Source organism: Pantoea sp. EABMAA-21 (assembly GCF_030053335.1).
GTDB classification, from domain to species: Bacteria; Pseudomonadota; Gammaproteobacteria; order Enterobacterales; family Enterobacteriaceae; genus Pantoea; species Pantoea communis.
In genome coordinates this window covers 62,731-76,371 of sequence record NZ_JASGBX010000021.1, presented here as the reverse complement: position 1 = coordinate 76,371, position 13,641 = coordinate 62,731, and the positions used below count along the sequence as shown (strand labels likewise).

The 13,641-nt window shown below is 49.5% G+C and carries 12 protein-coding genes and 1 pseudogene; 4 read left to right on the top strand and 9 right to left on the bottom strand.

Annotated elements, in window-relative coordinates:
* Positions 1-125: 125 nt before the first annotated feature.
* The 8 genes from QMZ65_RS22805 to QMZ65_RS22770 form a co-directional block, all read right to left on the bottom strand.
* Positions 126-713 (bottom strand): PNPOx family protein, encoded by a 588-nt coding sequence (locus QMZ65_RS22805; RefSeq protein ID WP_283216754.1) that lies wholly within the window; start codon positions 711-713, stop codon positions 126-128.
* 178 nt (positions 714-891) lie between these two features.
* Positions 892-1,800 carry a TonB-dependent receptor domain-containing protein gene (locus tag QMZ65_RS22800; RefSeq protein WP_283216753.1) on the bottom strand — a complete coding sequence of 303 codons (909 nt, stop codon included), beginning with the start codon at positions 1,798-1,800 and terminating at the stop codon, positions 892-894.
* Positions 1,787-2,272, bottom strand: coding sequence for a hypothetical protein (locus QMZ65_RS22795; protein ID WP_283216752.1), 486 nt, complete (start codon positions 2,270-2,272; stop codon positions 1,787-1,789). Before QMZ65_RS22795 ends, QMZ65_RS22800 begins: the two co-directional genes overlap by 14 nt.
* A 46-nt stretch (positions 2,273-2,318) precedes the next feature.
* On the bottom strand, positions 2,319-2,696 hold the full coding sequence (locus QMZ65_RS22790) for a type II toxin-antitoxin system VapC family toxin (RefSeq protein WP_097119718.1): 378 nt from the start codon (positions 2,694-2,696) through the stop codon (positions 2,319-2,321).
* A complete protein-coding gene (locus QMZ65_RS22785; protein WP_034830833.1) occupies positions 2,696-2,899 on the bottom strand; it encodes a type II toxin-antitoxin system VapB family antitoxin in 204 nt (67 codons plus the stop codon). The genes QMZ65_RS22790 and QMZ65_RS22785 overlap by 1 nt, the downstream gene beginning before the upstream one ends.
* Positions 2,900-3,231: 332 nt before the next feature.
* The gene (locus tag QMZ65_RS22780; protein ID WP_283216751.1) at positions 3,232-4,308 is read right to left on the bottom strand and encodes an oxidoreductase; all 1,077 of its coding nucleotides are present in this window, start codon (positions 4,306-4,308) and stop codon (positions 3,232-3,234) included.
* Positions 4,309-4,326: 18 nt separating this feature from the next.
* Positions 4,327-5,070: a DeoR/GlpR family DNA-binding transcription regulator gene (locus QMZ65_RS22775; RefSeq protein WP_097119716.1), complete on the bottom strand. Its 744-nt coding sequence runs from the start codon at positions 5,068-5,070 to the stop codon at positions 4,327-4,329.
* 272 nt (positions 5,071-5,342) lie between these two features.
* Entirely contained in the window at positions 5,343-5,474 is a 132-nt protein-coding gene (locus tag QMZ65_RS22770; protein WP_255253307.1) for a hypothetical protein, read from the bottom strand.
* Positions 5,475-5,714: 240 nt separating this feature from the next.
* Between QMZ65_RS22770 and QMZ65_RS22765 the strand changes: the two are divergent.
* A pseudogene (locus tag QMZ65_RS22765) lies at positions 5,715-5,942 on the top strand (GMC oxidoreductase); the annotation flags it as partial.
* A gap of 10 nt (positions 5,943-5,952) precedes the next feature.
* Entirely contained in the window at positions 5,953-7,263 is a 1,311-nt protein-coding gene (locus QMZ65_RS22760) for a c-type cytochrome (RefSeq protein WP_283216750.1), read from the top strand.
* 76 nt (positions 7,264-7,339) lie between these two features.
* On the opposite strand, the gene QMZ65_RS22755 is transcribed toward QMZ65_RS22760, so the two are convergent.
* Positions 7,340-8,872 (bottom strand): FAD-dependent oxidoreductase, encoded by a 1,533-nt coding sequence (locus tag QMZ65_RS22755; protein WP_283216749.1) that lies wholly within the window; start codon positions 8,870-8,872, stop codon positions 7,340-7,342.
* 2,320 nt (positions 8,873-11,192) lie between these two features.
* Between QMZ65_RS22755 and QMZ65_RS22750 the strand changes: the two genes are divergently transcribed.
* Both QMZ65_RS22750 and QMZ65_RS22745 read left to right on the top strand, forming a co-directional pair.
* Positions 11,193-12,395 (top strand): AAA family ATPase, encoded by a 1,203-nt coding sequence (locus tag QMZ65_RS22750; RefSeq protein WP_097119789.1) that lies wholly within the window; start codon positions 11,193-11,195, stop codon positions 12,393-12,395.
* A gap of 35 nt (positions 12,396-12,430) precedes the next feature.
* Positions 12,431-13,366 carry a ParB family protein gene (locus QMZ65_RS22745; RefSeq protein WP_283216769.1) on the top strand — a complete coding sequence of 312 codons (936 nt, stop codon included), beginning with the start codon at positions 12,431-12,433 and terminating at the stop codon, positions 13,364-13,366.
* Positions 13,367-13,641: the final 275 nt, after the last annotated feature.

The following is a 13,641-nucleotide window of genomic DNA, read 5'->3' as shown; positions in this document are numbered from 1 at the left end:
GATTGTCGAATTCATATCGTAGGTCTGCCTTCACAGGCATCCTCATTAATTGCAAAGTATTATTTTCGGTGCACAAGGAGTAAAACGGGGCTGTTATTACGCTGGAATAAAACGATACAGGACCGTTAAGGGTTAACCCAGGAGAATGAAGTCAGACTTCCCGTTGCGGAATAAATCAGTCGTGCCCTGCGGTTGTCATTGCGCTGAAGTTGAAACCAGTCGAGCGACTCAGCCTGAAAAACCAGCACACCAAAATGGCGCTGACCGCCTTCTCCGCTCTCCTCGCTTTCAGCATCCCGGTTTTGATCGTGCGGAAATAACAATTCTTCTCCCGGCGGCCCGCCTGAATAACTCCTGCGCGTCCAGACTGACAGCCCTTGCCACGTTTGCCCGGCGAGAGCGCTTGCCGGATCATGTCGTTTAAAATACCCCTGCAAGCGTAATTGCAGGCGCGATTGCGAGCAAAAACCCAATACCATTGCGGCGGGGTTGATGGCTAACTCCTGCCATTTTGCACTGCGGATATCGGTGTGAAACTCCAAAAGCCGCTGGGCACTGTCCGTTCGTCTTAACACCATCATGCGAGCCTGTGGCTTTGATTCAGTGTCGATAGTGCAAACGTTCAGATAACGAAACCCGGCGTGAGGGTCGTTTGCTGCGTTATGCAGTTCCTGCCAGGCCATGGCATCAATATGTTCAGATTCTGGTGTCAAAACTTACGCCCTCAATGTAACGAATGACGTTAAGTATAGAGACTTGTGATTATTCATTGAGGTGTTGCGGGATTAACTTTACCTGAAGGGTGTGACGCTGGAACCTCCGCACACCAGGCGTGAAGGTTCCAGCAATCAGATTATGACAGGGCCTTTCTCCGTGGAGAATTCAGCCAAATCAGAATCGGTAGTTCGAGGAGATAGAAACGTTACGCGGTTCGCCGTACACCGTGTTTCTGCCCACATTGATGTTATACATCTTGTCGAACAGGTTGTTCAGGTTGGCCTGCACGGAGAGTTGTTTGGTGACCTGATAACGACCGAACAGATCCACCAGCGCGTAGCTGCCCTGCTCTGCATACAGCGTTGAAGTTCCGCCAGGTCCCGCTACGTTATCCCAGGTGTGCGTCTGCCAGTTCACACCGCCGCCCACAGTAAGATCCTGCAGCATCGGCAGGCGATAGCTGGTGAACAGCTTCAGTGAAGTACGCGGCTGGGTTGGGTTCAGCGCGGCATCTTCGCCATCTTTCGCCACATAGCGCGTTGCACCCAAGGTCATCTGCAGGTTATCGGTCACCGCACCGTTGATTTCAAATTCAACACCTTTACTCACCGTGCCGTTCTGCTCGTAGTAAGCGTAATCGGTACTGCCTGGCACCAGCGCATAATCCGTCGCGCCCAGGTGATCCTGCTCGATACGGAACACCGCCAGCGATGCGGTGATGCGGCTGTTCATCCAGTCGCCCTTGATCCCGGTTTCATAGCTTTTACCGGTGACAGGAGAGAGATAAGCACCCTGCGCATTACGATAGGTCTGCGGTTTGAAAATCGAGGTATAGCTGGCGTAGGCGGAGTAGGTATCGTTGATGTCATACACCAGGCCTGCATACGGCGTGATGTTGTTCTTCTCCATATTCTGCGTCAGCGTGTTGGCGTTGTATTGCGTGTAACGCGCGCCAAGGATCAGATGCAGCGGATCGGCCAGTGAAATGCGCGTGGCTAAGTAAGCGGATTTCTGACGGATCACATTATCCTGCGACAGCGCCTGATCGTCCCAATCCGGTTCTGGATAATTACCCCCAGTCATTGAAATCACCCACGTCTGACGAGGTGAAGCTGGTGGAGGCACTGACGTAGCGATCGTGCTGGCAGATATAAGTGACACCCGCCATTAACTCATGCTGGCGGCCAAACCGCTCATACGGACCGGTGACATAGGCGTCTGCGGTATCTTCTTTGCGTTTTGCGGTGTTGTAGCCGGTGCCGCCTAACAAGTCATAGCCCTCATGAGGGCCGATACCGATACCGATACCGGTCGATTTATCAAAGTAACCGTCGATATACAGCAACTTACTGTCCATGATGGCTTCAGTGTGCGAGCCGCTCAGGTTCAGCTCCCAGCCGTTATTAAACGTCTGCTTCAGGCTGGCGAACACCTTTTTGGAATCGCTGTTGTTGTAGGCCCAATCAGGTGCGAGGTTGGTACTGCGGGAGTCTATCGGAACGCGTTTGGTTGGTGTTGGATATGATGTTGTTAGCGACGCCGAAGGCGGGTTCATCTCGCTATGATTGTGCGGGCGGGATAACTTAACGATGAAGTTAACGTTAGTGAACAGGCTGATAACCTACATTAAGATGATTGGCTAACTTGACGAGCCGTTTATCAAGCGTCCAGAGCGTTGCTCCGGGGGTAATGAGAGCAGATGCAAGCAAGGTGATATCCACCAGGCCACACCCGTGTCCGTACAGCATTTTATTTTCAATAAAGGCCATTACCTCACTCATGCTGGCTTGGTGGCATTGCGGTAACAGATTCAGGTCACGGAGTGTGCGCACGCGGGGCGCTGGCGGAGTGCCGCAGGCAAGTTCTCCAATCACCATTGGATGAATCAATACCAGGTCCCCGCTCAGTAACCGCACTAACTCTTCATTTCTTTTTTTGAAATGATCTACCCAGACAGATGTATCAACCAGAATGGACATTATGCAGACGGTTCCTCGCGACGGCGGGGAATGCTTTCCATTTCAGGCGCGGCGCCACCCAATGAAGCAAGGCGCTTTGCCGCTTGTACCCGAACAAACGTTTTCATCGCTTCACGGAAAATATCAGCCTTGTCCATATCTGGATCGGCCATATCCAGAGCCTGAGCATACAGCACATCATCAATCGTCACTGTAGTACGCATCTCGCCACCTCATATGATTCACAAACTGATGTCATCATGCATCAAAATATGAATCAGGTCAATTTCTCACCGCGATGATGACTTGGGTAAGAAGCGAGCAACATCGATGGCAATGATGATCGTAGCTAAGCGTGCATGCATTTCACCAAATTTCATCCTTCATTGCCCTGGATAAAATCTTGCGAAGACGATCAGGACATCAATCGCGCTGCTATCGGAGATGTGAGATTCCATTGCGGCACGATTGATTCCATGTATGACAGGCTTGCCAGAGGCTTCTAATCCGCTGGCAGGCTTCTACCAGCGTATAAAAGCTTGTCCGCCCCGGCCGGCTAACTCCGTTGATAAAACGCACCAGCTTCGGCTTCACTCAGCGCGAGTTTCTGCACCGTACCGGTCTCTGATGAGCGCACTGCCGCTTCAATCACCGCCATGACGGCAATCGCCTGAGCGGGAGAAACTGGATTAGCCTGCTTGCCCGCCAGCGCATCACGCACCTGGATGTAGTACTGACGCTGGTCGCCTTTTGGCGTTTTGAGTGACGTGACCTGCAGATTACTGTCAAACACCATCAAATCATCCTGATCTTCGCCCCAGGTCGCGTAACCCGGTTCGATGCCAGCAATCAGTTGCGCTTCCTGCTGGTCGGCTTTGGGTTTAACCACGCTGCCTTTGTCCCCGTGAACGGTAAAGCGTGACACGCCACCCGCGGCGAGCATGCTGGCATGCAGGATCACTTTATGCTCCGGGTAGCTGAGCGTGACGTGTGCCCAGTCATTGCTTTTCCCACCATGACGCAGAACGGCGATGTCACCAGAAACGGTTTCTGGCAGTCCGAAAAGTTGCAGAACCTGATCGATGATATGAGGCCCAATGTCGAACCATAAGCCGCTGCCAGGAATATCGTGTTCTCTCCAGCGGTCGCGCACTTCCGGGCGGAATCGGTCTATATGAGACTCGAAATGTTTGACATGGCCGATTGCGCCAGAATCGATGACCTTTTTCACCCCCAGGTAATCGGTATCCCAGCGGCGGTTCTGAAATACTGAGAGCAGTAATCTCTTCTCGCTGGCCAGTGCCGCCAGTTCTCTGGCCTCTGCCAAATCCAGCGTAAAGGGTTTATCCACCACCACATGCTTACCGGCATTCAGCGCCAGCTTCGCCAGAGGTGCATGAGTCGCATTGGGCGAGGCGATCACCACCAAATCAATATCAGCATGCTGGATGGCCGCTTCCGGGGAGTCGAGAACGATGACGTCAGGCAGGTCCTTTTTGACCTTCTCCTCACTGCCAGACGAAACAACATGCAGCTTCAAACCGGGAACGGATTGAATTAAAGGTGCATGAAATGTTTTACCGACAAATCCGTAGCCGATGAGGGCGACGCGAATCTCTTTCTGAATACTCATTTCTGACTCCTCTTGCCATTAAGAATGTGTGATGTTGACCTGTGTAGCATCGGTGACGTCAAACTCGCTCCAGGGCGCATCAAGGAAAAGTTGATGGATATCGGTGAGCGGTGCGACCAGATAGGGTTCACAACGGTTGAGCTTCATATGATCGGCCACCACCCAGTGTTCGCTGCTTGCCGCCAGCATGGCGCGCTTTACCTCAGCGTCACCCTCCTGGCTGGCACTCAATCCAAACCGGGCATGCAGCGCACAAGCCCCCAGAATGGCGATGTCGGCACGATACTTTTCAAGCAGAGATAGCGTGGCGCTGCCGGAAAAAAGCCGTTGTTGCTTGTCCCATTTGCCGCCCAGAAGAATGAGTTCGACATCCGGCTTATCACTGAGGTGATGGGCAATATCCAGTGACGTAGTGATGACCGTTGCTGGGCCTTTTAGCAACGTGGCGACCGCCAGCACTGTGCTGCCCGCATCCAGAAACAGCGTGGCACCTGCCGGTATTTTTTCCGCTACCTGCCTGCCAAGTTCAATTTTGACATCGGGAATCAGTGCGCTGCGCTGGTGGCGATTCATCACTGACAGATCCAGTGCCACGGCTCCACCATGGTTTTTCTGCGCCAGACCCTGTTTTTCCAGATCGGCCAGGTCGCGACGCACGGTATCCGCAGAAACCTGCAACTTTTCAACAAGCTGCCCAATTCCCACCTGCCCTTGTTCAAGCAGCAATTCCATCAATAATTTTTGTCTGGCTGTTTTATGCATGTCGGTCTCAAAGCCGCAAAATATTGCAATATGCAGCATAATACAGCATGACGGGTGCAATGAATACCGCTTTCTTTGAGTGGATACAAGCAATGCATTACCTGAACTGAAGAACGGTGCCGAGATATAGCACCCGACAGGGGGGATGTTAGGATGCTGTAATGTCTTCCACTGCCGTGAGAAATGATTAAAAACAATTAGCCGTGTTACGAGTGACATAATCCGGCTATCGATATTGTGCAGACAAGCGAGTGTATTTTCGCTTTTCTCAACTAAAGCAGAATGACCTGCTTACCACTGAAATTGCGATGCTGCAGAGCCAGCAGTTGCGCCGGTAGCTGTTCGCATGCGAAGTGCAGTAACGACTCGCTTTGCAATGTGCCCTGCGCAATCTGCCTCAGCATCTGTTCTCCCTGCCGCGTGAGTCTTTGCCATTGCTGTGCATTACCATGCTGGTGCAGCGCGCCGAGCGCCACTTCATGCAACGAGAACGCACGACCAAACGCCGGATTCGGTCACTCTTGCACCCGTCTCTGAATGCATACCAGATGCCCATTCGCCATCATTACCGTTTTACGGGTGCCAAAAGCTGGGAGACCGAAGCCTTCCCGGATAAACACAACTCCCCGTTCCGCGCCTATGACAGCTCACACACTATCGGTGGTGCTGTCATGGGGCTCGACCCAAATACGTCGGTGCTTAACCGCTAACAGCAACACTGGGACGCGCACAACCTGTTTGTACTGGGTGCATCGTCGTATCCCAACAACGGCGGCTATAACGCCACTATCACCTTGAGTGCGTTAACGCTGTGGACCGCGCACGCCATCGTCAATGACTACCTGAAAAATCCAGGTTCACTGGTACGCTAAGGAGAAAATCATGGCAAAAACATTACGTCGTGCCGGATTAACGCTTGGCGCTATCGTAGTTATGGGCGCTATCGGCTATACCGCGCTGGTGCAGTATGGACTGCATAAATCGTATCCGCAGGCATTGCAGCCAGAGAGTGGCGCGGCTTTACAGGATCAAATTAAACGCGGGGAATATGTTGCACGCTTATCCGACTGCACAGCATGCCATACTGCACAAGGTGGTCAGGCTTTTGCCGGAGGCTATCGACTTGAAACACTGTTTGGTGCCATTCTTTCATCTAACATCACTTTGGATAAAGAAACCGGTATCGGCAACTGGACGCAGGAACAGTTTGATCGGGCGGTTCGTCATGGGGTGGGGTCGCATGGATATCTGTACGCCGCGATGCCTTACAACGCCTATGCGAAATTAACCGATCGCGATCTGACAGACCTGTGGGCTTACATCCGCACGATTCCGGCAGTGAAGAACGAGGTGGTCAAGAACCAACTGCCCTTCCCATTCAACCAACGCTGGACGCTGGCGGGTTGGAATCTGATGTTATTTGATGATGCCGTGTTTAAACCTACACTTAATAAAAGTGCGGAAATTAATCGGGGTGCCTATCTGGTTGATGGCCCGGGACACTGTGCCGCTTGCCATACGTCTAAGAATCTGCTCGGCGGCGATAGCAACAGTTACTTGCAAGGCGGCACGCTGGAAGGCTGGCATGCGCCTGATCTGACGCCCAATCCGCATGTCGGCCTGGGCAGCTGGAATCAAGGTGATATCGTCAGCTATCTGAAATCCGGTACGAACCGTTTCACCGCTTCATCCGGTCCAATGACGGAAGCGGTTGAAAACTCCACTCAGTACATGACCGATGATGATCTCCGAGCGATTGCCAGTTATCTGCAATCCTTGCCAGCATCATCAGGTGTGCAACCCGCTCCTGTTGCAGCATCTGATACTGCAATGATCGTCGGCAAAAAGGTATATGAATCGCAGTGCAATGCCTGCCACGTTTCCAATGGCTCAGGCATCCGAAAAATGATTCCGACACTGGCGAATAATCCGCAGATGAATTCTGCTGATCCCTCCAGCCTGCTGAATGTTGTGCTTAAAGGGAGTCAGGGACCGCTGACCCATGCCAATCCAACGGCCGCCGGGATGCCGGACTTTGCCTGGAAGTTGTCAGACAGCAATATTCCCGATGTGATGACTTACACCCGCAATAGCTGGGGCAATGCTGCCGCGCCAGTCACCAGTGATATGGTGGCGAAGGCACGAGCGAATTTGCAGGCTAAATCATGGGCAGGAGGAAGTCAGTCGCAGTAATACCAACGCCTTGCCATGTTATGGCAAGGCGTTTTTTTTGGAATATGGTCTATAAATCGCTGGGTGATAATGATCATCATCTCAATAACAGGGCTCGCTGTATTCCAGTGCGACTGACATAAGCTGAAAGACGCTCCGCATGTCTTTCAGTGACCACCAGGCCGATATAGCCATCCGGTCGAATCAGGTAAGCGGTGTCCTGTTTAAATCCTTTTTTCTCAAATACATCCTGCCAGGGGAAGACATGCCATTCCACGCCATGGCGATCGCACCAGTTCCTGACTTCTTCAGTGGCTGTACCGTAGATGTGTAATTGCCAGACTATCTTTCTCAGTAATGCATAATTGTCTGTCTCACCCATAGCGATATACGGTAAGCGATCGCCCGCACTTATCTCTCCCGCTTTTCCCTCACTTAAAGGACTGTCCGGATAGCTCATCGTCGTTTGTGAGATGACGCGGAAAAGGTATTCGCGTACACGTTCATATCGATAGGTCTGACTGGCGATCGACGGTGCAATGTGTGTGCGCACGAAATCTGCAAACCCGCCAGCGGCAGTGATGAAAGTGAAGACCCGGTCTGTGGTTTTTACCAGTTGGTGAGCGAAGCCTTTTCGCTCCGCCTCATAACTATCTAGCAAGGTTTCAGGGGCCTGCGCTTTAATTACCGCAGACAATTTCCACGCAAGGTTTATCGCATCGGCAATGCCGGTATTCATCCCCTGCCCTCCCGCCGGGCTATGGACGTGTGCTGCATCCCCCAGCAGAAATGCACGACCATGTCGAAAATGATTGGTTACCCTGTGATGGACACGGTAGGTAGAAAACCAGTTTACCTGTTTGATACTGAGCCCTAATCCGCTGATGGCCCTTTGGCTGACATCGTCAAAAGAGTGTTGCTGCTTATCCCCTTCCTCACTTTCAACAGTGCCGATCAAACGATATTGATGCTCCGGCCCATAGGGCATCACCAGAACAAAATCCGACTTGTCGAAGGCAATGTGTCCCTCATTCGCGGGTGTCACTCCACTGGCCAGTACATCTGCAACGTAAAAGAGATGGTTGTAAGTACCGCCTTCGAAGTCACTACCAATCTGATGGCGCACCGGGGAATGCGCACCATCACAGCCTGCAAGATAGGTGGCAGTACAGGTTTCTGTTTGCCCTGTAGGTGTTTTGATCGTGGCAACAATCTGTTCGCCTTCTTCCCTGAACGACATGAATTCTGTTTGTCGTTCGACGACAACACCTGCAGTTTCCAGACGGGTGACCAGCAGTTTTTCATGTCTGTCCTGGGGTAAGACAAGCACGAACGGATACGGAGAAATGTCCTTTCCGGCATTATCCAGGGGAATGCGCGCCCTCGTTTTTCCCTTCGCCCACATATTCATTGCTGGCATTTTGTAGCCTGCTTCGATGGTCTCTTCAGCCATATCCAACTGTCGATAAAGTTCCAGCGTGCGTGCCTGAACGGCCATTGCTCGTGATGTCTCACCCGGTCCCTGACTCTTATCGATGATTCGAACTGACACGCCTTGTCGGGTGAGCCAGAGTGCCAGCACCAAACCAGTTGGCCCTGCTCCAACGATGAGTACGTCGATATTGTTCATAGGACTATCCGACTGTGGGGTGAGTTAAAAAGGAACGTCATGGTGAACGCGTAAGGTTAGTGTGATTTACACAGCTCAATGCAAAGTATAATTGTGCTTGATTGAACTAGGCGTGCTTTTGCTCACTGTCTTCCGCACGCACTGAGTAAAGCATTCTTACCGGCAGTAGAGGGGCGCTCTGCCCTTCCGGGCTCGCTGTCATGAGTGTTGATGCTTTAAGCTTGGAATGACATTGTCACCTTTCAAGTGGATTTTTCACCGTCCTGAAAACGCTATAAGGTAGTGTATTAAAAGAAATTTTCTGAAATTTTCAGGCTGAAAATCACCATGAATTATTGATTGGTGGTGAAGGCAGTGATAGTGATGGCGCTTAGGATGGTCTGGACGCTATTTTCATATGCCCAAGTGAGTTATGACGATGGTATTTCTGCATAACGCATTTCGTGTCGTTCATCTCATTGAAGCTGATTCTGGTAGAACTCCAGGATAACGATTACACCTAAGCGACAGTAGGTAATTCGTTATCCTCCAATTTCCGCGCAATGCGACTTTTATGCTAAAACCAGCATTTAAGCCTTCTCCAGATTTCTCCTCGTTTATATCACCAGTAGGTGTGATTAATGGCATCTGATAACTACATGTAAGAGTCAGTTGCACATTGGTTCGATGACCGGCACGTAAAGCTGCAATGAAAATGTGTCAAATAGGTAAATTTTGTCGAATTGTCAGGGGTGTTGAAAAAGGATGAATTTGTCAAAAGTAAGACGCTGGACGCTGGACGCTGGACGCTGGACGCTGGACGCTGGACGCTGGACGCTGGACGCTGGACGCTGGACAATGCAGTATTACCATTAATAACCTAAAGTGAAGTAAAAACCCTTCAATTTAATGATTTTCACACCACCGAAAAATCAACTTAAGATGTTGAATAATAACAAATAATTACACTTTTTCAGGCTGAAAATCACCATCCAGTTAGCCAAATTTAAACATTTTCCTGCATAGTGTGTGTTACTACCTTGGCTTCAACCTAATCTAAGGTTGATATCTTTTACGTGCTCAATGCTACATGCAGCTCAGAAGTTTCGAGAGCTAATTGTTAACACCTAAATATCTAAAATTATCTACATTCTTAGATAAATGTTCACTATTACAGTTCTTCTCTCAATTAGATTACGTGCATTATACTTCTCAGATTCAGGTGTCAGGTGTCAGGTGTCAGGTGTCAGGGTTGATAAAAGTCTTCAATCAAATCCTATTAAAGTTAACCGTAAGGCAATCCCAGTTTGAACCAACAGAACATTTCTGATTCTGAAAATCGAGTTCTAGATGTACTTACGTAATGTTGTGCGCAAATTATTTTGTACACCGCAAAATCAACGCGAACTCGAATAATAAAAGCCTCGAGCCTTATCGACAGATTTTAATTCATACAAGGCGTGGTGTGGTGTGGTGTGGTGTGGTGTGGTGTGGTGTGGTGTGGTGTGGTGTACATTGAAACACACGTTACCACAATGGTGGCAATAATAACGCCACAACCCAATAAATTTTTATTGTTACTTGGATTAATCAGATCATGAGTTAGAACGTTCATACACTGAATTATTCTGAGGAGCGTGTTTGAAAACATGATGCGGAGAAGAAGTTCACATCATTGATGTGAGCTAAATGTGTAGTAGATGTACTTTGAAATTATAATGTTTTTAAAATTCATTCAGTGTTTGGCGAGTGAATAAATTAGTGAAAATGACTGCGTACCAACATTAGCTACTTTTTTAAAAGTGCGGTCACAGCTTGTAGCGCATAATTTTAATGAACAGCGTTAAATGTCATTATTTAAACGAATTATAGGAAGGGAAGGGAAGGGAAGGGAAGGGAAGGGAAGGCGTATTTTGTATGACAATCGCATGTGGGTGATAATACGCAAAATCACTGTAGCCTCTACAACCATTTTTATACCAAAGCTCGTGCAGCCTCATATTGTCAACTTCATCTTGCCGATGAAAACGCCGGCCAACCATTTCATCAATCAGCTTGACCATCAACCCTGTTTTTTTCAATAACTCGGCTGAACACCTTTTGTTTAAATATCGTGCTAAGTACGATAGGGTAGGGGAATTGATTGAAACATGACTTTCATGAATTGATTGGTTGGGTGAAAGCCTTAACTACATAACCTATTGATTTAATTAAATAATATTTATAAAAGGCGAAAATCACTCAATCATTAAAAAATCCACTTTTATTGATTTTTACCTAAAAACTGGCATGCGGAAGCTTTTTTAGTACAATACAACAAATCATTATTATTGAGGTGCTTATGAAGCGTGATTACGGTGACGTGTTTGACATCGCCAACCGTGCGAATGGCATGCTGCACGGACTCAGCAGCCATATCGAGCAGCAGCGTCAGGAATTTAACCAGCAAGGCTACTACCATACCTTTACTCGTAATGCCGTCGCCAACTTACCGCTGTTGAGTAAACACGCGGTTGCCGCCGCCATCAGTGAGATGGAAGAGGCGGGTTATGAATTCGGCAGAAAGCAGACGGGCAGCACTTCTCAATATGCAATGAGCATTCAAAACGTCGTCGATATCTATAAGCATCGCAAGGTGCCCAAATATCGCGACAAACATAAAGATCCCTTCGTCGTTTTTGTTGTAAATCTCAAAGGTGGCGTGTCCAAAACCGTCACGACCGTTACCCTGGCACACGGTTTACGTGCTCACCCAGGCTTGCTGCATAATGATCTGCGAATTCTGGTGATTGATTTGGATCCGCAGGCCTCCAGCACCATGTTCCTCAGCCATACCAACAGTGTCGGTTCGGTGCTGGAAACGGCTGCACAGGCGATGCTGAACGATGTCAGCACTGAGCAGCTGCGTGAGCAGTTTGTGAAACCCACTGTGATGCCAGGCGTTGATGTGATGCCCGCTTCGATCGATGATGGTTTTGTCGCCAGCGACTGGGATGCACTGGTTGCTGAGAATCTACCTGGGATCGCACCCTCTGAAGTTCTGCGCCGCAACGTCATTGATCGTCTGGCTGAAGATTACGATTTCATCTTTATCGACACCGGTCCGCATCTTGATGCATTTATGCTCAATGCCATTGCCGCCAGTGACTTACTGCTTACGCCGACACCGCCAGCACAGGTTGATTTTCACTCAACGATGAAATACCTGACGCGACTGCCGGAAATGCTTGAGCGCATTGAGAACGAGGGGATAGAGCCAAGATTGAAAGCAAATATTGGCTTTATGTCGAAGATGACCACCAAACATGACCACATTACGTCTCATAGCTATGCACGTGAGGTGTTCACAAAATCGATGCTGGATGCGGTATTACCCCGTTTAGATGGTTTTGAGCGCTGTGGTGAGTCATTTGACACGGTGATCAGCGCAAATCCGACTTCGTATCCAGGCAGTGCCGATGCACTCAGAAAGGCGAAACAGGAAGCCGAGAATTTTTCACGCGCTGTATTTGACCGCATTGAATATATCAGGAGTACCAAGTGACCGAACCCAAATCACTCAAAAGAATTGGCCGCACCATGGGCCAATCCCAGATGTCGAGCTTTATCAACAGCGGCAATCAGTCACGCGTATTCACTCTGAAGTCGGGTAACACAGCGACATTCAGCCGCCAGCTCATTCCCAGCGGTGAAGTGGAAACCAAAACCTTTGTTGACGCGCAGGTGAATGGGCGAGACCAGTCAGCGCTCACTGAAGAATCAGTAAAAGACATTACGCGCACCATTGAGTTGCAGCAGTTCTTTCCGGCAATTGGCCGCCTGGTGGATGGCCGCATTGAAATTATGGATGGTTCTCGTCGTCGTGCCGCTTGTCTGTTTGCCGGTACGGGTCTCGAAGTTCTGGTGACCGAGGATGAAATTGATATCAGTGATGCCCGCCAGCTGGCTGCGGATATTCAGACAGCAAAAGAGCACAATCTGCGTGAACTGGGTCAACGTTTCCTGATGATGGAAGCGCAGGGCATGAACAAGACCGAGATTGCGAAAGCAGAAGGGATCTCAAACGCCAAAGTGACGCGTGCATTTCAGGCTGCGTGGGTTCCTGCTGAATTTATCGAGTTAATACCGGTTGTTTCCGACCTCAGCATTCCGGACTACAAATTACTGCTGGATGTGGCAGAAGAAGCGAAAGCAGAGGGTGTGGCGGTTAAAGAGGTTGTGGCTCAGGTCAAAGCGCGAATGGATGACGATCAGGCGCTGCACAAACTGGCCTCCGATGATCAGAAAACCCGGATCCTGTCGTTTTTCACCACTGCTAAAAAGCAGCTGGTTAAGCCGGTGAAAAACAAGAGTGTCACCACTGAGAAGTTTGGACATTTCTCAGATCGTACCGCTTACGCTAAGCGCAAAACTAACGCAGAAAAGCGCCATGTACAGTATGAATTCCACCGTTTGCCTGCCAATACGCTGGAAGAGATCGATATTGCAATTAAGGCGATCCTTTCTAAGTCTTGATCCGGCTCCTTCATACAACGCAAATCCAAAATGGACGTGATTTTCACGTCCTTTTTATTGTTCTCACTTTTCAGTAACCCACGCTCGTTTGAATCTGTGCTTCTAAGCGCTTCAGCAGCCTTCTAAGCCATTTAAGTTCAATTATCGTATCTGGCAAGCCTAATCCTCTCAACCCGCCAAAAGACCCTGTACAGGCTGAATTTACGAACATCTGATTGATGATTGTGTTTATACCAAAACCTGGGCTCATCCAGGCCAACAAGTTATACAAGTAG

Excerpts from the sequence above, each read along its gene's own strand:
- QMZ65_RS22800 (WP_283216753.1), bottom strand. The coding sequence starts at position 1,800 with ATGACTGGGGGTAATTATCCAGAACCGGATTGGGACGATCAGGCGCTG.
- QMZ65_RS22795 (WP_283216752.1), bottom strand. The coding sequence starts at position 2,272 with ATGAACCCGCCTTCGGCGTCGCTAACAACATCATATCCAACACCAACC.
- QMZ65_RS22790 (WP_097119718.1), bottom strand. The coding sequence starts at position 2,696 with ATGTCCATTCTGGTTGATACATCTGTCTGGGTAGATCATTTCAAAAAA.
- QMZ65_RS22785 (WP_034830833.1), bottom strand. The coding sequence starts at position 2,899 with ATGCGTACTACAGTGACGATTGATGATGTGCTGTATGCTCAGGCTCTG.
- QMZ65_RS22780 (WP_283216751.1), bottom strand. The coding sequence starts at position 4,308 with ATGAGTATTCAGAAAGAGATTCGCGTCGCCCTCATCGGCTACGGATTT.
- QMZ65_RS22775 (WP_097119716.1), bottom strand. The coding sequence starts at position 5,070 with ATGCATAAAACAGCCAGACAAAAATTATTGATGGAATTGCTGCTTGAA.
- QMZ65_RS22770 (WP_255253307.1), bottom strand. The coding sequence starts at position 5,474 with ATGCTGAGGCAGATTGCGCAGGGCACATTGCAAAGCGAGTCGTTACTG.
- QMZ65_RS22760 (WP_283216750.1), top strand. The coding sequence starts at position 5,953 with ATGGCAAAAACATTACGTCGTGCCGGATTAACGCTTGGCGCTATCGTA.
- QMZ65_RS22755 (WP_283216749.1), bottom strand. The coding sequence starts at position 8,872 with ATGAACAATATCGACGTACTCATCGTTGGAGCAGGGCCAACTGGTTTG.
- QMZ65_RS22750 (WP_097119789.1), top strand. The coding sequence starts at position 11,193 with ATGAAGCGTGATTACGGTGACGTGTTTGACATCGCCAACCGTGCGAAT.
- QMZ65_RS22745 (WP_283216769.1), top strand. The coding sequence starts at position 12,431 with ATGGGCCAATCCCAGATGTCGAGCTTTATCAACAGCGGCAATCAGTCA.